The organism is Legionella tunisiensis (assembly GCF_000308315.1).
GTDB lineage: Bacteria > Pseudomonadota > Gammaproteobacteria > Legionellales > Legionellaceae > Tatlockia > Tatlockia tunisiensis.
Genome location: NZ_CALJ01000099.1, coordinates 1 through 17,250, shown reverse-complemented (window position 1 = coordinate 17,250; position 17,250 = coordinate 1). Strand labels below are relative to the sequence as shown.

Below are 17,250 nucleotides of genomic sequence, written 5' to 3'. Positions count from 1 at the left end.
AGCCTTCTATTTATTAGTAATTGCTAAAAATGTAGTCTATATACATATTATTAAAATTCTTTTGTATCGTAAGAAATTTCCCGATCTAAAGAATCGTAAAATTCAATAAACTCACATAATTTATCGGCTCTAATTTTGATTAAACCCGTATACTGTCCCTGAATTTGATGATAACCAACAGGCTTTTGTCCAAGTGATTTTACATAACCATCACCATCTACCATAAACGTCTCTGCATCTTCCAAAGGTTTTTCCATTCTTAAAGACCATAGATCAAACCAATCCCTGTCATTCATAATTGCTATTTCGCCAGAGCAATCAATTAATTTCAACAGGTTATCTTTATCGTAAACTATATCCCCATAGGATATAATCAAATCCTCAGCAGTATTAAAAAATCACGAGCAGTAAACAAACTGTATACCATATTAGTTGTCTCATATTCCCCATTTTTAGAAGTAGGGTAACCGAGAGCTTCGATATTTTCTGAGCAATAGCCAGTAACAATTTGAATACTATCAATGCCACATATTTTTAAAGTATCTATTTGCCTTTGCAAAAGACTTTTTCCACACAATTGCACTAAACATTTAGGCATATTATTGGTCAATGGTCTTAACCTGGTTCCCTGACCAGCAGCTAAAATCAAAGCACGCGTCATAATAAAAGCTTCCTTAATAAATCAAGATCTTTTTGAGTTAAAACCAGCTTCCCGTTCCGGATGCCACATGATTCCTGCTATACGTTCATCGTTATGAGTAAACCCTTCTATATAATCAGCATCATCCCATGCTATTGGCATTAAACAACGCGCCAGTTCCTTTCTCATGATTCCAAAATTATGATAACTATTGACCGTATTATTGATTAAATATTGATACTCAGATAAAACATTTAAATTATGGTAGCAAGCAACATGGTTATTAACTTCGGAAATTTGCCCTCCGAAATATAAATTAATAAACTGCATCCCTCGGCAGACACCTAGAATAGGAATTTTTCTCTTTCTACCTTCAGTGATTAATAACATCTCAGTCTGATCTCTTGGACTCATTTCTGCGTCACAAGAAAAGTGCTCTACTGAGCCTCCCCCGCTTAAAATAATCGCATCAAATGATAAGTTATCTAAATAAGAGACAGAATGCTTATTAAAAAGATTAGGAATGGGGTAAGCTAAGCAATTCAATTCGTGGGCTAATAAAGTCCATCGTTGATCAAGGCAATCCCGGGTTTCATTATAGTTACTAATGAATTCAACCCTCTGTGATATACCTATAACCTTCACAATACTTCTCTTATAATTTGATTGGCACAATCAAGCTCAACCAATTTCATTTTAGAAATTTGCTCATATAATGACTCACCTACACCTATAGCAGCAGGCAAACTCATTTCGGCAGCTCTAATAGCCATATGAGAGTTTGCCCCTCCATATTGAGTAATTAGGCCACCGATTTTATGGCCAAAAAGCCAGTCAAACCCAGGGTCTGCCTGAGGTATTAATACTACTGAACCCTCTAATGATGCTAAATCTAATTTATCAAAGCAGTTTACATAAGATAATGCTTTGTTCATAGTGATAAAGTTTGGGGTATGCATTTGCCTTTCAAAACAAAAAAGTCATCCAGATTAGATATCAAATTGGGTAACTCTATAAGGGAAGACAGTCTATATCGATTTTTATTATCTTTTATTTTAATTTTTAGATCGTTACTATTCATTATATGAAGCTTGAATTGCTCCAAATCATGATACTCTAAGAAAGACATATCTTCTCTTGAAATACCTAAACTTTCCCCCCAAACGATGCATAAATCCAAAGCCTTGCTTAGATTACGAGTAAACTGAAATTTCACTGCTTCGCGTGAAATGATTGCTTTTTCGATATAGCTTATAAGTTGAGTGGGATTTAAATGTGACCCCATTTTACACAAAACTTCGTGCAGTTTAATTTTCTCTTCCAGTGACAGGCTAAAAGGATTTTCTCGCACAGAATCATTGTGTGTTAACAAGCTAATATAGCGAGAGGGATCTTCCCAGTATGCTTGATTAGATAGTTCGTAAGTTCCTGGTCTTAGATGGCCATACCTCTCAACTAATTCATCAATTGTAAGCTCGCCTATTGCATATAAAAATCGGTCTCTTTCAAACTCGCCGGCAATGGTTTGCAAACTACCCATAAACTCGGAGAATCTATTTTCAGTAAAAATACCCTTGGATATAAAGCTTTTAAGAAGCGTGGTTGCAACAAATCCAGCTCTTGCTGCATGAGCAAAAGGCAAGGTTCCAAATGTCTTACAATCATCTATTAATAAAAACAATTTATCAATGGAGGGAATTTGACTGGATAAAATTTTTTCTCTTCTCTCCCCAAGTAAATCGATGTTATTAATATCCCCCTCCAGTCTTTCTAAGGCAGAACATGTAAGTTTTTTTAATGCTAACTCTAATTCCAGTATCTCCTCGATGGAAATCCCAAATGCTGTAAGCCTATTTATGGCAGATTCAAAAAAGTCTGGCGTCCATATTGTAAAAGCTACATCAAATTCAATTTTGTCATGATAATTTGGATTTCTCTTTAAAATATTTAAATAAGCCTGTACAAGTTTATATTTAAGAGACTCAGATAAATCTGCTGGAATAAAAGAATTTAGGCTGGCACGTGTATCAATATAGGGATGCCCCGAAAAAGAATAAATCAAAGGGCATGGTTGGATATCCTGATATCCAAATTCAAATCGTTGTTTTGCCCATACATCATTTGTAATAAGATGACGATACAAACTAAATGCTAATGGCTTTGGGCTGGTGCCAATAATTTCAGCAGGATTCCAGTCAGGCATATTTGCAAAAATTGTTTCCTCTCCAAACACAAAAGGAGATGGAGCCATTTTTTCTAAAAAGAAATTTTTGACTATCAAAAAGATTATTCTCTATTTCTGATTGCTCTACTTCAAAATTACTGTGATCAACCGTAATCGGTCTAACCTGGAATACATGTACACAACCGTCCCAATCAACTGCAAACTCAATGTCAAGTTTATCGAATTGAAGCAATTCTTCTAACTCTTGTACCGCTCTAAGCACTGGAATTAGCTTAGGTTCTTTAGTGGCTAATAAATCCGTTTTAAATCTACTAAGGATAATTGTCCTTAAGCTTAACGAATTTCCGGAGGTAACAGACTCAGTTGAGCTAGATTTATCATCAAAGTTAAAACGATAATAAGGTGCTCCAGTATCAAGATTACATGTAAAAACCACACCAGATATTGCAACATTAGAGATACATTGTTGTACTAAGACTTGCTCTTCTTCATCAGCATGATTGCCATATGAAATTATTACTTTATCAATTGCTTCAGAAATTGCCTTGCTATCATTTGCATCGACATTAAGAATAGATTGATACTCCCCAGCGTTAGAGCTGGTCCAACTATCCTCATTTTTGGAGCTGCTTCTGACAATAATGCTAGTGCCGCTAAACACGGTAACTATAGAATTTAATACTTTAGATGAATCTGACAGCCAATCGTGTAAAGTGAAACAAACTTGGTTACCGATCTTACAGGTAGAAACTCTGGATTCTAAACGTTTTAAAGTATCTGCTTTTGTACCTAATATGAATTTAGCAATATCTTTGGGTGAATTAAATTCTGCCCAATTTCTTGATAAGTCGAAAGGAAGAATATTAAATCCTTGCTTTTTTAAATAGTGCAATAAATCAATTAAATTATGGCCTATATCCTCTTCTGAGAGCGAACGGATATAACTGATAGTCTTTGCATTAAAATAAACTAATCCAGTAAATTCAACTTCACTGCCCGATTTAATATCCAGAAAATCAATGGTCTCTGCCAACTTAATGTCGAGTAAATCTCTGTTGTATCTGCTTCTCCACTCTTGATCTATGCCAACTACAACATCCGCATCTACTGCCAACATTTTTTCTAATATTTCTTTCCGGAATATGGTATCGGAGTAGGTGATAATTGCTGAATTACTGGTAAAAGGAGCATTTAAAAAAGTATGCAATATGCTTCTTCTTTCCCAATCGGGTATGACTGTAAACTTAAGATTTGGATAATCTTTAACTACGTCCTCAACATGATAACCACCCAGAAAATGAAGATTATTTACTCCATTTAATAGCTCAAAGCAATGAATCAACCAGTCCATTGCTCGAGTAGATTGAGCTATTGTTTTGAGTGATGATGGTTTTTCACCATGAGCAGGCTTTCCGGCACCAAGAATAAATACATCCATTTATAACCCTAATCATGAGCTTCAAGCTTCTTATCGTTTTAAATTTTTACGAAAAATTAGTGATTTTAATTTATACCAATAGGATTTAATCGCAATACCAATCGCAACAAAAAACCAATAATCGCCGACATAATGGCACTGCCAGAACCTGGATCAATATATGCAAAAGCCTCAGGAATCCAAAAGCTAAATAGTAACAAAAATCCCCACATCCTATTTTTTGTCATAACAACCATCCTTCTAAATGATATCCGTTAACTTTAAATTATTAAAACATATTTGAGCCAATACTGCATGACAATTATAAATAAATCACGTTACTCTATTAACCTTGCCTTCACCTTGCGTCAGGTTTAATCCTGATTATAGTTGGGTGGTTACAATGTGAACTACCATCTAATAATCTTTATGTTGTCAATTCAATACTATTTTGTTGCAATAGTTTCAGAAAATCATCGCCTTGATTTTTCTAATTGTAACCTCCACAAGATCATCAAGCATGTAGGTCGAATTTTTGTTGGGAGTAATATAAATGTGTAAGTCACGGGGCGCTGATAGGTTACTTCCCAACAAATTAACTCCTGGATAAGACTGACAGTTCTCTTTACTCTGAGTATTACTACATATGGTTTGAGCCAAATCGTCGAGAATCACTAAATTTTTACTGATTTTGATCTGTTTATTTCTGTTTTTATAGTTTTTAACTAACAGCATAGGTGTATATCGATTATAACCCCATAAGCTATGATGGTTTATTTTAAGGCTATTAGGTGTTGACGTGTAAAAATTTACAGGCTGCCCATGATCACTTTTTATTACAATAAATGAATTATCATATATACCCAGTTTTTTAATTGGTCCAGGAAAGCAGCAGCTTGTTTTAAACCACAAGAGGTCAGCTTATCAATACCTTTTTCATTTTGATTATTTTTAAACCACTCGGCATCATCGCCTTTGTATACACAATTTTCATCAAAATTCACTGGAAAGTGGGTAAACGCGAAATGCATATATCTCGCACTATTTCTATCGGCCCCCGTAGACAGTGATTGAATCAAACCTTCCAAATCAATAATAGAAGACATTGGAGTTATACTCCACGCAGGTCCTTTGTGATTTTGCACGCGAGATAAAAAATCATTCGTACTTTGGGGTTCAGGCAGTCTTGATTTTATAAAACTGGTTGTTTTTTCGAAAAAAGGGTTTGTAACATTATTTGAGATTTTAAATACCTTGCTTGTCCCTATTCGAGCAGCGATGTTTTTATAAAAATTAATTGCGAAATTAATTTTACTTCGCATATCTAGAGCATTTTCGGACAATTCACCAAAATGCAGGGTTTTAGATTTATCTAAATTAAAGAAGTTGTACATCATGTAAGTATAGGTTTCAAAATCGTCCCTATTGATCAGTAGTCTTTTTTATCACTTTGTACAATTGCAGTTTCGGTTCCAAATACTTCTTTTAGATTAATGTTCCCATTTAATTCACCTGCAATTGATGCAAGGGTTGCTGGTGAAGATGAAATTACATTTTTAAAGAGCGTAAAATCTTTGAAGTCGTTTTTAAATAAAGCGTTATCATTAATGACATTGTAAGCAGATTCCCCCGGTAATCCATCTAGACTTAAGACAATAATATTATTTTCAGTGGACAATTTTGCAAATTTATCTCTTTTTTCAGAGCTAATACTTTGGGTATGCTTATTTATAATGTCGGGGATAATGCAAGACAATAAGAATGCTGCAAAAAAGACAATAACGTACTTGGACATTTTTGTTTTAGTTAGTAGGGTTAATGTTGTTGAAAGAATAAAAACGATTAAAACATTGATTTTGTTTATCGGCATATCAATAGGATCGAGCATACCCCCCGGTTTAACTAATGGGAAAAGATAGCCTGCTAAAGAAACCCAGAAAAAGGTAAAAATCACGCAGAAATTAGCTATGTAATTGAGCTTGGCAATGTATAAAACCCAGTATATAGCCAGCAATAAAACAGTAAAAATACAGCTATAAGTAAACGCTATTACTAACTGTGCCTGTTGATCTAGTAATGAAAAATCTTGGGGCGAAAGATTTACCATATACATAGGGATAAAAAAGAATATAAGGGCTGAGATGAGAATAAGTAAAAAATGATCAGGTAATACAGTGCTTCTTTTCAGGTGGCTCATATCTTAGACCTTGTATAAATTTATCGTATGAATCTTATCATAACTTAATAAAATGCTTCATGACTTAGTCGTTCAACACTAGACCTTGAGTCTTGCTTTAAAATGTTGGCATGTAAAGAGCTTGTATGCGTTGATTGAAGTAGTAGGCTATCGGTAAACGTTACTTTCCTAATGCTAAATTGCTGCTAACCGCTTTCATGTGATTCATCTTATCAATAAATTAAGCCTGTAAACCCTCCATCAACACACCCCTACCATGAAAAATACCAAAGAGAGACTCGTTTTGGCTCTACCCCAAATGTAGGGGCACTTTAATCGGATTATAGTAATCTAACTCTTTGATCCCCCCAATCAAAAGAGGATTAAAGTGCCGAAAAAAGATATTATCCTAAATTTTCCTGGTTACACAATAACCAAGGTGACAGGAAACAATCCTGTTTATATACAAGTAAATTATAACCGAGTAGTACGATGTATTTACTGTAATGAAAAGCGGTTAAGGAAGAAGGATAGTTTTGAGCGTAAGATACGCCATGAGTCTATAGGATTGCGTTATAGCTATTTAATTATCAAGGCGCATAAATTTCAGTGCTATGGATGTAAGCGCTATTTTAATCAGCGTTTTCCAGGGATAGGTAAATACCAGCGAGCTACAGAAAGCTTACGTAAAGAGGTGTTTCACCATCACACAGAGGGTGTTAGCCAAAAGGATTTAAGCCGTCATTTCCATACAGGCAAATCAACGATAGAACGTTGGTATCATTATGGTTATGAACGACAGGAGAAGCGAATTACCTCACCTTTATGCCCTAGAGTGTTAGGTATCGATGAACATTCATTTACAAAGAAGCAAGGTTATATCACCACGTTGTGTGATTTAGGTAAATATAAGGTATTTGATATTGTTAAAGGCCGTTCAGGGCGTGATTTGGAGAGTTACTTTAAGGCATTGGAAGGTAAAGAGAGAGTACGGGTTGTCTGTATTGATTTGAGCAGTAGTTATCGAGCGATAGTGAACCGGTACTTTCCTAATGCCAAGATTGTGGCCGATCGCTTTCATGTCATCCGATTAATTAACCAACAGAGCATGCAAACCTTTCATCAGATTGATCCGGCAATGAAGTATCAAAGAGGCACACTCATGGCTGTGAAGACAAAGCCAGAGAATCTAACGTCATTACGTTTAAGCAAACGCGACCGATACCTGGAACAACAACCCGCGATTGCTGCGATTTATGATTTTAAACAACAGTTGCATGAACTATTAACTAAGAAGCATTGTACAGCAAAAGAGTGTAAACGCTTATTACCGCAATTCTTGGAAATGGTTAAAGAGTTAAGGCAAAGTGCTTTTCAATCGCTTAGAACTTTAGGAAATACACTATTTAAATGGAGAGAGGACGTCGTTAGAATGCTTCGTTTTACGAAGAATAATGGAATAACGGAAGGGTTTCATCGAAAGATGAAATTGATTCAACGCAGAGCTTATGGATTTAGAAATTTTGAAAATTATAGATTAAGAGTTAGAGTGCTTTGTGGATGAGTGAAGAGCCCCCGGATTTGGGGAAGAGCCCTGATTTGAGCCTTTACAAACAATCACAATCTGTAATTGGTGCCCAGGGCCGGAGTCGAACCGGCACGGAGTTTAACCTCCGAGGGATTTTAAGTCCCTTGCGTCTACCTGTTTCGCCACCTGGGCATATTGTTGTTGTGGAGGCTGAGGCCGGAATCGAACCGGCGTACACGGCTTTGCAGGCCGCTGCATAACCACTCTGCCACACAGCCACGCTCAAACAGTAAAAAAAGCGACTATGGCGTCGCTTTAATTTGGAGCGGGAAACGAGACTCGAACTCGCGACCCCAACCTTGGCAAGGTTGTGCTCTACCAACTGAGCTATTCCCGCGTCTCTACGGGGTGCCATTCTACCGTAAATTAGGATGCTGTCAACATAAAAACCCTAATTTTTTAGGCTATGCTGTGACTTTTTTTCATAAGTTGCGGCCAAGCAATCATCAAGTAAATAACCATCGACCAAATAGTTAAAATGGCTGCCAAATAAAGCATAATGAAACCCAAAACACCCCACCAAGACTGTGATGGTGTAAAGGCAATTAAAAGAAAAAGGGCAACCATTTGCATCATGGTTTTGATTTTGCCGATATAACTCACTGTTACACTAGCGCGGCTACCTATTTCAGCCATCCACTCTCGAAGTGCAGAAATAACTATTTCACGCCCCACAATCACAATAGCAGGAATAGTAATGTAATCCATACTTTTGGTACCAACCAACAATAATAGACTACAAGCGACTAATAATTTATCTGCCACAGGATCCAGAAAAGCACCAAAAGGTGAAATTTGCTTGAGTTTACGCGCTAAATAACCATCCAACCAATCAGTAAAACTAGCCAAAGCAAAAATAGCTGCAGCCACACCATGCCCCCAGGAGAAAGGCATATAAAAAGCAATAATGAATATTGGTATCAATACAATACGCATTAACGTTAACAGATTGGGTAAACTGGTCAGGTTACTCACTAAAGTCCCCTTTTTCTTCAGGTAATTGTAGATAAGCAGCAAAGCGTTGGTAGTCATCAAAAACTTCCATAGCACCTGCCGCACGCAGTGCGGCGTCTTGTTGATGGTAAAAGTCGACTCCAACAGCATCAACACCGAGATTTTTCGCCATTTCGATATCCGTTACCGAATCGCCCACCATAAGTGTTTCACGAATTCCCACATCAAACTCAGCTAAAATTTCTTCTAACATTTGTGGACAAGGTTTAGGCGGCGTTTGTCCCGCAGAACGGGTTACTTTAAAAAATTCATCCAAACCAGAAGAATGTAAAACCCTTTGTAACGATTGATGGCCTTTATTGGTTGCAATCGCCAGATTAATACCTGCTTGATGTAGCTGCCGAGCAATCTCTTTTGCACCTGGGATTAAATAAACATGGGTAGTACGTGAAACCAATGATTGGTGTACAGCCAATAGCAATTGTTCTTGCTGTTGCAAACTCAGGCGCGGGAATACCTTTCTTACTGCCTTCACCAAACCAAGTTCAACCGATTGACGGGCTAGTTCTTCATCAATTTCACCAAAATTCAAACGCCTGGCCTCTATAGCCACTGTATCCAAAATTTGTCCCAGCGTATCCCCTAAGGTTCCTTCCCAGTCAAACACTACTAAGCGATATGGCCTACCCATGAGTCAACAAGCTCCCCGCGCGTAATTTCTTTAGTGTTTCTGCAAACCGTTCATCTAAATTTGCTTCAAACAAATAATTTTTTCCGTTCAGGTTAAATTGAATTGCTCTGGCATGCAAATAAAGTCGTGATTTAACCAACTCCAAACCTGCTATCAATTCTTCTTTACCATACTTTTCATCACCCACAATTGGATGTCCTAAATAGGCACTATGCACCCTAATTTGGTGAGTACGTCCTGTTTTAGGAGAAGCCTCGACCCAACAAGCCTGCTGATAATTTTCCAGCAGCTTAAAGTAAGTTTGTGATGCTTTGCCCTCTTCTTTCACAGCGACAATTCGCTCTCCTGATTTTAAAGTATTTTTTCCAATGGGGCATCTACTAGTTTTGTTTTTTGCCCTGCCAGGAATTACTAAGAAGCGCCCAATAAGTTTTCTGTACCTCACGTGCCTCTAATAACGCTTGGATCGCTCGCAACATGCTTCGCTTTTTTGCTAGCAACAAACATCCTGACGTTTCTTTATCCAAACGATGCACAAGTTCAAGATAAGACAAATCGTCACGCATTTTTCGTAAAGCCTCGATAACGCCTAAACTCAAACCACTACCACCATGTACCGCAATACCGGCAGGTTTATTAATCACTAACAAGCTATTGTCTTCAAACAAAATACTCTCTTGTAAGCGTTGCTCAAGCTTTTCGCCGACAAAAACATCTTTACCCTGACTGATACGTACTGGAGGAATACGCACGGAATCACCTTGCATCAAACGCGAAGACGCCTGCGCTCTTTTCTTATTAATGCGCACTTCGCCGGCACGAATAATGCGATAGATATGACTTTTAGGTACCCCTTTCAAAATACGCATCAAATAATTATCCAAGCGCTGTCCTTCTTCTTCAGCACTAATTTCTGTGTAACGTACATCACTCATTTATGCATAAACCTATTTGCTGTAATTGTTTTTTTGGTACTATTGGAAGTGCGTGGCATTGTTCGCGCAACCGAATTATAACGCATAAACAAAGAAAAAGTTTATCGGCCGACTAAAAACCCGGCCATATATAGGATGAGTTGCCAATTAGCCAGTATGAATCCTGCAATACAGATTTTGGTGGTGCAATAGTACCAGAAACTTGCAAGCAAATAGCATAAAAAATCAATATGCTGGGTTCGTAGTAACAGAATTGAAAGCAAATCCTAGGAGTTTGAAAACGCGCTTCCCTTGAGTGAATGATAGAAGGAAGTAACCCAGTACCAGAGCCAAATTGAAAACGAACTCATCAGATACCCACGCATGTCAGACATGCTTTACATCAGTTACAGCTCATTTTGCGGATTTTAGGCAAAGGATGTTTTCTTATGCATGAAATTTCATCCATTCAGCCCGTCCCCCACATCGCTCTGTCACTACAGATGTACATATCCAGTATGCGCCGCAATATTTGCCGGTACCATGCGTGTGGTCTGTCCCTATGGTCTTGGGTCCTGCTTAAAGAGAATATTTTTTGTCATTTGCAAGCTATAGTTAATAACCTGAAATTATTTTCAGGTTATTTGCAAAAACGACGATGCACAACACTCGTTCTGAATAAATTAGAAGCGAGCTTTGTGGTATCGCATAGCTTCCAAAAAGACAAGAATGAATAGCCTTACTGTCTTTACTTGAGGTAGCGCCCTTTTATGAGGGTGAATAATGGAAAGAATGTTGATAAATGCAACTCAAGCCGAAGAGGTACGTGTTGCACTGGTTAAAAATAATTATCTGTATGATTTGGACATCGAATGTCCTGCAGAAGTTAAGAAAAAAGGTAATATCTACAAAGCGGTTGTTACTCGTCGCGAACCAAGTCTGGACGCCGTGTTTGTCGAGTATGGCGCAAAACGTCAGGGATTTCTGCCTCTTAAAGAAATCTCACCTGAGTATTTAAGCAAACATCCTGATGATTTTGGTGATGAAAAACCGCCAATCACTGCCCTTCTTCGCGAAGGCCAGGAATTGCTTATCCAAGTGGACAAAGAAGAGCGTGGTAATAAAGGCGCAGCTCTAACAACCTACATTACTTTGGCAGGTTGTTACCTGGTGTTAATGCCTAATAATCCGAATTCTGGAGGTATCTCTCGTCGTATCGAAGGCGATGATCGAGATGAGCTGAAAGAAACTTTAAATGCCTTGCAATTGCCAGAAGATATGGGGCTGATTATCCGTACGGCGGGTGTTGGTAAAAGCCAGGATGAATTACAAGGCGATCTTGATATGCTCTGTAATCAATGGCAAGCCATTCGCCAAGCTTATAATTCGCAACTTGCTCCTTGCCTGATTCATCAGGAAGGTGATGTAATTATTCGTTCCATACGCGATAATCTACGTAAGTCTATCGGTGAAATCATCATTGATGATCAAATTTCTTACGTAAAGGCAAAACAATACATTGAGCAGGTTAAACCTGATTTTCTGCCTAACCTTAAGCTCTACAATAACACGATCCCCTTGTTTAATTTCTACCAAGTTGAAAGCCAGATCGAGACCGCCTATCAGCGCGAAGTTCCTCTTCCTTCTGGTGGTGCGCTGGTCATCGATCGTACTGAAGCTCTGGTTTCTATTGATATTAACTCGGCAAAAGCAACCAGCGGCTCAGATATTGAAGCGACTGCGCTCAATACCAATCTTGAAGCTGCTGATGAAATCGCTCGTCAATTGCGCTTACGTGATTTGGGTGGTTTAGTGGTCATTGATTTTATTGATATGGCTTCCAGTAAAAACCAACGTGATGTAGAAAATCGTTTGAAAGAAGCGCTTAAGGCAGATAGAGCACGTATTCAAGTTGGTCGTATCTCCCGTTTTGGTTTACTTGAAATGTCACGCCAGCGTTTACGTCTTTCTTTAGGTGAGTCAGCACAGGAAGTATGTCCGCGTTGTGAAGGACGAGGTACAGTAAGAAATATTCAATCACATGGTTTATCGATTATTCGTTTAATCGAAGAAGAAGCCTTGAAAGAAAAGACCGCTGAAATACAGGTACAATTGCCAGTGGAAATGGCTACTTTCATCATCAATGAAAAACGTGAATTTATTCTAAATATTGAAAAACGCCATAATGTGCAAGTACTCGTTATTGCTAATCCTTATTTGCAAACACCACAATACAACATTACTCGTCTTAAAGAAGATAATGTAGGTAAGAATAAAAAACCCAGCTATTCACTGATTCAGCAACCAGAATTGGACATTGTACGTAGTGAACAAGAAGTTGTTAAACATGATGAACCCGCTGTAAAAGGATTTTCTACTCACCATGCACCCAAGGTTCACCATGGCAGCTTCATCAAACGTCTATGGAGTAGTCTCTTTGGCAGCACATCCGAATCACCTAGCAGCGTTAGTAGTACCAGCCGTCATGAAAAAATGACACGCAGTAGTTCTCATCACCAACACAAACAATCAGCACAACCCAGTAGTGGTGAAAGACGTCAGCAAAATCAGGGTAATCGTCGTCGGCGTCCTGGGGGTGGAGGCCATCCGCAGCAACGTAGCGGTAATGTAGCAAATCATCCTCAGCGCAAAAAAGGTTCTGGCCAGCAAACCGGAGGACGTGTGATACCCCTTAAAACCGATTCTGCTAAAAAGAAAGGACCTCAGCAACGATCAGAAAAACCGGTGACTAATAACTCGACTGATGATTAATCTTAATCTGGGATTCCCGTGTTCCACTCTGTGCTAATGCAGGAATCCTACTTCTTATTGGATCCAACTAACACCGGAAATGTAGGTTGAGCGCCTCACCCAACAGCGTGCATGTTCATACCATGTCGAGTCAAGGGCGCCGACCTGCAGGGCTGTTGTTCTTCGTCCTTCCAAACAAAATGAAGAATCTCTAAGTATGACGTGGAGAATGCCATTTCAATGGCCTGATAGCCTTACAATAAAAATTTTTAGAATTTTTATGTGAAGCACGACAAAAATGTTGAATAATTACAACCAGGATCCCCCTCTCCCTCCCTAGGAATTTGAATAGCATGCGCTAATCGTCTCGCAAACCAGTAGCGACGGGAGTCACACCAATATTGGGATTTACTCCACAATCATCCAGTAATTTGAGCAAATTATTGCCTCTCCTGGTTAAGCGTTTAACGCAATAAGCCTGTAAATAACTTTGCAAAATATAATAATACTCAGGCAAGGTTAGAATGGTCAGAATTTTTTCCGCACGCTCTATATGATGACGGTTAGCATAATCACAAGCTTGAAATAGCACAGCAGCAAGCATAGAGGCAAAGCTTGCTTTTCTTACTGGGTCAGCTAGATAAAAACGATGCACACATTCATCCAATGCCCGATCTTTATCCCATTCAACCCAGGTATCATAAAGATTCATGGCAATATCAGGTTTAAATTCCTCTATGCCCTCTATACTAAGTTGTTGTAAGGCATATGCTACTGGGACTATCGCCTGTACATTAGCCCAGGAACAGTTTCCTGAAATTTGTGAACTAATCGGCATTTGCGTGATTGGCAATAAACCCAATTGCTGATTAATCACATGATGAAAGTAACGTCGATTCTGCTTTTTATATAAAAATTCTTGTAAAAAATGCGCATTGAATGCTTCAGGACGAGTAATGCGATAAATGTTAGCAGAGCCTTCCGTCAAGCTATGTTCACCACGATCAATCTTTGCCCACCATTGCTGATAACGAACAAAACATAAAGCATGACCACGACTCGCGGCTGGCAATATTAACATAGGAGCTGTCTTAATGATCTGAGCGAGCCGTGCTTTATGTCTTTCGTTTAAGTGACGATGATGCTGTAATTGCAAAAGTTCAGCCGCTAAACCAAAGGCATCCATAATGTTATATAAGTAAGGGAACTGTTCACGCAAATGTCGAGTCGAATAACTAGAAGTAAAACGGCGCAAAGAATCCTTCACGATTGCAACTGTAAACTCAAGAATAAAGCCTTCATAATCTAATTCAATGAATTCTCCCTGCGCATTAACAATATCCACGTCACCTTTTAATTCGTAGCGATGACCTAGTAACTTGCCATGAATAAAATCCAGCGCAAAATCAAGTTTTGCTCCATACTGATACAGTAAATGTTTGAGTGGATCTTGCGCTCTTAGGACAGGATAGACTAATACTGACAAACCGGCGCGCGTGTAAGCATTTGCATCAGCTCCATGAGCAAGTAACAACCGGGCAAGATTAATATCATTATTATCGACCGCCCAGTGTAAAGGAGTGCGGCCCGTAACATCGGGTTTATTAACGTTCACGCCACGAGCGAGCAATTGCTCTGCGATATTAATTTGTTGCGTAATCGCACACTCGATCAAAGGGGTAAAGCCATACTCATCCGTATCATCTAACGAGTCCCCTAAACGTAAATAATGCTCAAAATCAGGCATACGACAACTGATGATATCATTGGCGATAGTCATAAGAGGTCCTATGGTTTATATTCAGGGGTTGAAGAAAATTTGGGCATATTCCCCAAACGTAATTGCTTTTCCAACTGCTCTTCCCGTTCCCGATTCTGCATCTCAGTATAGGCTTCTGAATTTAATGGAGGATCCGGATTCAATGGTCCCGTATCAATACCATCAAAGATCTGCCTGTCTAACCAGGGATGTTGATGAATATTATTTTGTAACTCACCCTCAGGCGCGTTTTTTTGTTGCTCTTCGTGATGTTCACGGGCATTAACCTTAGCTAATTGGCGATGCCCCTGTTGTTCAGCTTCGCGCTGCTCTCTATCCATAAGGAAGGTTTCATCGACCAAAAACGACCCCCCTCAAAGCCAGGAGGCTTTCGGGTCGGTAGCCCAGTATCACCGGTACCAAAATCCCCAGTATCAATATCTTCAATATCGGGATCATGTAAAATTTTTTCGTCATAACCACAAGTATAAATTATAAATACTCACGTTGCAGAATTTCAGCAATCTGTACTGCATTTGTTGCTGCACCTTTGCGGATATTATCTGCTACGACCCAGAGATTTAAACCACAAGGATGAGAAATATCTTGCCTAATACGACCAACAAAGACTTCATCGTGACCTACAGCATGAGTAATAGGTGTCGGGTACTGTAATTTAGCCACATCGTCAATTAACCGAATCCCTGGAGCCTTAGCCAATAATTTACGTGCATCAACCGCCGTCAATGGTGCTTTTAATTCAACATGGATTGCCTCAGAATGACCATAAAGAACAGGCACTCTCACTGCCGTTGGGTTAACCAGGATCGTATCATCTTCCATAATTTTCCTTGTTTCCCAGACCATTTTCATTTCTTCACGGGTATAACCATTTTCTTGAAACTCATCAATATGTGGCAAAACGTTAAAAGCGATCTGTTGTGGATAAACTGACGATTTTACTGGGCGACCATTCAATAACTCTCCCACCTGATTAACCAATTCGGTGATTGCTTTCTTACCCGTACCAGAAACTGCCTGATAAGTCGCCACATTGATACGGCTAATTCCCACGGCATCATGTAGCGGCTTTAGAGCGACTACCATTTGAATTGTGGAACAATTAGGGTTGGCTATAATACCTCGGTTGGTATAGTCAGCGATGCGATGTGCATTAACCTCAGGTACCACTAGAGGAATATCACTGTCGTAACGAAAACAGGATGTATTATCCACCACAACGCAACCAGCAGCCACTGCAATAGGAGCAAACTGCTTGGAGACGGAACCACCAGCAGAAAACAAAGCGATGTCAACTTGACTGAAATCAAAGGTAGATAAATCCTCTACATCCAACTGCCTATTATTAAACGTAACCGTCTTACCTGCCGAACGTGCACTGGCAAGTGGATAAAGATTATCAACAGGAAAATCACGTTCTTGCAATACGGTGAGTAATGCCTCTCCCACTGCCCCTGTTGCACCCACAATAGCAATATTTAATCGTCTATTCATTACTACCTCGATTTTTATAAGCTCTGCGTCAATCGTCAACTGTTTCAGCTTGACTCAGATACCTGATTATTAGTTATTCTGTGCTTTATGCCGCAGGTAATGATCCATCAACACTAAAGCCATCATTGCTTCAGCAATAGGAACCGCTCGAATACCCACACAGGGATCATGGCGGCCTTTGGTAACAACCGTTACTTCTTCCCCTTGCGTGTTAATTGTTTTGCCAGGCTTGATAATACTTGAAGTAGGTTTCAAGGCAACACTGACTTGTAGATTTTGCCCGGTTGAAATCCCGCCAAGAATACCGCCAGCATTGTTACTTAAAAAGCCCTGTTTCGTCATTTCATCACGATGCTCGCTGCCTAATTGACTGACAGCAGCAAAACCCGCACCAATTTCTACGCCTTTAACTGCGTTAATCGACATCATAGCATAGGCAAGCGTCGCATCGAGCTTGTCAAAGACCGGATCACCAAGCCCCACAGGAACACCACGAGCCATGACAACAATCCGGGCACCGACTGAATCACCCTGGCGACGTAATTGATCAATATAATCTGCCAACTGCTGTATTTGATAATCGTTGGGGCAAAAAAGGGTTATTATTGATTTCACTTTCAGCAATAAAATCTATAGTAATAGTTCCCATCTGCTGCAGAT

Annotated in this window: 17 protein-coding genes, 3 tRNA genes and 2 pseudogenes; 2 read left to right on the top strand and 20 right to left on the bottom strand. The window is 39.1% G+C overall.

Annotation, left to right across the window (positions count from 1 at the left end; translation table 11 throughout):
* Positions 1-50 precede the first annotated feature (50 nt).
* From BN58_RS31620 to BN58_RS07400, 10 genes are all read right to left on the bottom strand, one after another.
* Positions 51-377 carry a glycosyltransferase family protein gene (locus BN58_RS31620; protein ID WP_051131861.1) on the bottom strand — a complete coding sequence of 109 codons (327 nt, stop codon included), beginning with the start codon at positions 375-377 and terminating at the stop codon, positions 51-53.
* Entirely contained in the window at positions 374-649 is a 276-nt protein-coding gene (locus tag BN58_RS31615; protein WP_232220425.1) for an NTP transferase domain-containing protein, read from the bottom strand. Before BN58_RS31615 ends, BN58_RS31620 begins: the two co-directional genes overlap by 4 nt.
* Positions 650-682: 33 nt before the next feature.
* Positions 683-1,285, bottom strand: coding sequence for a gamma-glutamyl-gamma-aminobutyrate hydrolase family protein (locus BN58_RS07425; RefSeq protein WP_019216298.1), 603 nt, complete (start codon positions 1,283-1,285; stop codon positions 683-685).
* Positions 1,282-1,575 (bottom strand): PEP-utilizing enzyme, encoded by a 294-nt coding sequence (locus BN58_RS31610; RefSeq protein ID WP_019216297.1) that lies wholly within the window; start codon positions 1,573-1,575, stop codon positions 1,282-1,284. Before BN58_RS31610 ends, BN58_RS07425 begins: the two co-directional genes overlap by 4 nt.
* Positions 1,572-2,891 (bottom strand): hypothetical protein, encoded by a 1,320-nt coding sequence (locus BN58_RS31605; protein WP_198009843.1) that lies wholly within the window; start codon positions 2,889-2,891, stop codon positions 1,572-1,574. The genes BN58_RS31610 and BN58_RS31605 overlap by 4 nt, the downstream gene beginning before the upstream one ends.
* Entirely contained in the window at positions 2,836-4,263 is a 1,428-nt protein-coding gene (locus BN58_RS31600; protein ID WP_019216296.1) for a PEP/pyruvate-binding domain-containing protein, read from the bottom strand. Before BN58_RS31600 ends, BN58_RS31605 begins: the two co-directional genes overlap by 56 nt.
* 65 nt (positions 4,264-4,328) lie before the next feature.
* Positions 4,329-4,490 carry a hypothetical protein gene (locus tag BN58_RS30680; protein ID WP_232220424.1) on the bottom strand — a complete coding sequence of 54 codons (162 nt, stop codon included), beginning with the start codon at positions 4,488-4,490 and terminating at the stop codon, positions 4,329-4,331.
* Positions 4,491-4,707: 217 nt separating this feature from the next.
* Positions 4,708-4,977, bottom strand: coding sequence for a hypothetical protein (locus tag BN58_RS07410; protein WP_019216294.1), 270 nt, complete (start codon positions 4,975-4,977; stop codon positions 4,708-4,710).
* A 101-nt stretch (positions 4,978-5,078) separates the two neighbouring features.
* Positions 5,079-5,639, bottom strand: coding sequence for a hypothetical protein (locus tag BN58_RS31595; protein ID WP_198009842.1), 561 nt, complete (start codon positions 5,637-5,639; stop codon positions 5,079-5,081).
* 32 nt (positions 5,640-5,671) lie between these two features.
* Positions 5,672-6,349, bottom strand: coding sequence for a hypothetical protein (locus BN58_RS07400; RefSeq protein WP_198009841.1), 678 nt, complete (start codon positions 6,347-6,349; stop codon positions 5,672-5,674).
* 457 nt (positions 6,350-6,806) lie between these two features.
* Here BN58_RS07400 and BN58_RS07395 point away from each other — a divergent pair, with 457 nt between their 5' ends.
* Entirely contained in the window at positions 6,807-7,982 is a 1,176-nt protein-coding gene (locus BN58_RS07395) for an ISL3 family transposase (RefSeq protein ID WP_019216291.1), read from the top strand.
* Between the two features lie 67 nt (positions 7,983-8,049).
* Here the strand turns inward: BN58_RS07395 and BN58_RS07390 are convergent.
* From BN58_RS07390 to BN58_RS36880, 6 genes and pseudogenes are all read right to left on the bottom strand, one after another.
* A tRNA-Leu gene (locus BN58_RS07390) sits at positions 8,050-8,138 on the bottom strand.
* Positions 8,139-8,150: 12 nt separating this feature from the next.
* Positions 8,151-8,224, bottom strand: a tRNA-Cys gene (locus tag BN58_RS07385).
* Positions 8,225-8,267: 43 nt separating this feature from the next.
* Positions 8,268-8,343: transfer RNA gene (locus BN58_RS07380), tRNA-Gly, on the bottom strand.
* 62 nt (positions 8,344-8,405) lie between these two features.
* The gene (gene pgsA / locus BN58_RS07375) at positions 8,406-8,981 is read right to left on the bottom strand and encodes a CDP-diacylglycerol--glycerol-3-phosphate 3-phosphatidyltransferase (protein WP_019216290.1); all 576 of its coding nucleotides are present in this window, start codon (positions 8,979-8,981) and stop codon (positions 8,406-8,408) included.
* The gene (locus tag BN58_RS07370; protein WP_019216289.1) at positions 8,974-9,651 is read right to left on the bottom strand and encodes an HAD family hydrolase; all 678 of its coding nucleotides are present in this window, start codon (positions 9,649-9,651) and stop codon (positions 8,974-8,976) included. Before BN58_RS07370 ends, pgsA begins: the two co-directional genes overlap by 8 nt.
* Positions 9,644-10,586: pseudogene (locus BN58_RS36880) on the bottom strand (RluA family pseudouridine synthase). Before BN58_RS36880 ends, BN58_RS07370 begins: the two are co-directional and overlap by 8 nt.
* Positions 10,587-11,348: 762 nt before the next feature.
* On the opposite strand from BN58_RS36880, the gene BN58_RS23045 reads away from it, so the two are divergent.
* Positions 11,349-13,337 (top strand): Rne/Rng family ribonuclease, encoded by a 1,989-nt coding sequence (locus tag BN58_RS23045; RefSeq protein ID WP_083852140.1) that lies wholly within the window; start codon positions 11,349-11,351, stop codon positions 13,335-13,337.
* Positions 13,338-13,674: 337 nt separating this feature from the next.
* On the opposite strand, the gene ankH is transcribed toward BN58_RS23045, so the two are convergent.
* From ankH to aroC, 4 genes and pseudogenes are all read right to left on the bottom strand, one after another.
* The gene (ankH, locus tag BN58_RS07355; protein WP_019216285.1) at positions 13,675-15,096 is read right to left on the bottom strand and encodes a Dot/Icm T4SS effector AnkH/LegA3; all 1,422 of its coding nucleotides are present in this window, start codon (positions 15,094-15,096) and stop codon (positions 13,675-13,677) included.
* A gap of 8 nt (positions 15,097-15,104) precedes the next feature.
* Positions 15,105-15,437, bottom strand: coding sequence for a hypothetical protein (locus BN58_RS23040; protein WP_019216284.1), 333 nt, complete (start codon positions 15,435-15,437; stop codon positions 15,105-15,107).
* 130 nt (positions 15,438-15,567) lie between these two features.
* Positions 15,568-16,590 carry an aspartate-semialdehyde dehydrogenase gene (locus tag BN58_RS07345; protein WP_026069332.1) on the bottom strand — a complete coding sequence of 341 codons (1,023 nt, stop codon included), beginning with the start codon at positions 16,588-16,590 and terminating at the stop codon, positions 15,568-15,570.
* 69 nt (positions 16,591-16,659) lie between these two features.
* A pseudogene (gene aroC / locus BN58_RS23035) lies at positions 16,660-17,250 on the bottom strand (chorismate synthase); the annotation flags it as partial.

Coding starts and splice junctions, on each gene's coding strand:
- BN58_RS07400 (WP_198009841.1), bottom strand. CDS start 6,349: ATGGTAAATCTTTCGCCCCAAGATTTTTCATTACTAGATCAACAGGCA.
- BN58_RS31610 (WP_019216297.1), bottom strand. CDS start 1,575: ATGAACAAAGCATTATCTTATGTAAACTGCTTTGATAAATTAGATTTA.
- BN58_RS07345 (WP_026069332.1), bottom strand. CDS start 16,590: ATGAATAGACGATTAAATATTGCTATTGTGGGTGCAACAGGGGCAGTG.
- BN58_RS30680 (WP_232220424.1), bottom strand. CDS start 4,490: ATGACAAAAAATAGGATGTGGGGATTTTTGTTACTATTTAGCTTTTGG.
- BN58_RS31600 (WP_019216296.1), bottom strand. CDS start 4,263: ATGGATGTATTTATTCTTGGTGCCGGAAAGCCTGCTCATGGTGAAAAA.
- BN58_RS07410 (WP_019216294.1), bottom strand. CDS start 4,977: ATGCTGTTAGTTAAAAACTATAAAAACAGAAATAAACAGATCAAAATC.
- BN58_RS07370 (WP_019216289.1), bottom strand. CDS start 9,651: ATGGGTAGGCCATATCGCTTAGTAGTGTTTGACTGGGAAGGAACCTTA.
- ankH (WP_019216285.1), bottom strand. CDS start 15,096: ATGACTATCGCCAATGATATCATCAGTTGTCGTATGCCTGATTTTGAG.
- BN58_RS23045 (WP_083852140.1), top strand. CDS start 11,349: ATGGAAAGAATGTTGATAAATGCAACTCAAGCCGAAGAGGTACGTGTT.
- BN58_RS31595 (WP_198009842.1), bottom strand. CDS start 5,639: ATGATGTACAACTTCTTTAATTTAGATAAATCTAAAACCCTGCATTTT.
- BN58_RS31605 (WP_198009843.1), bottom strand. CDS start 2,891: ATGGCTCCATCTCCTTTTGTGTTTGGAGAGGAAACAATTTTTGCAAAT.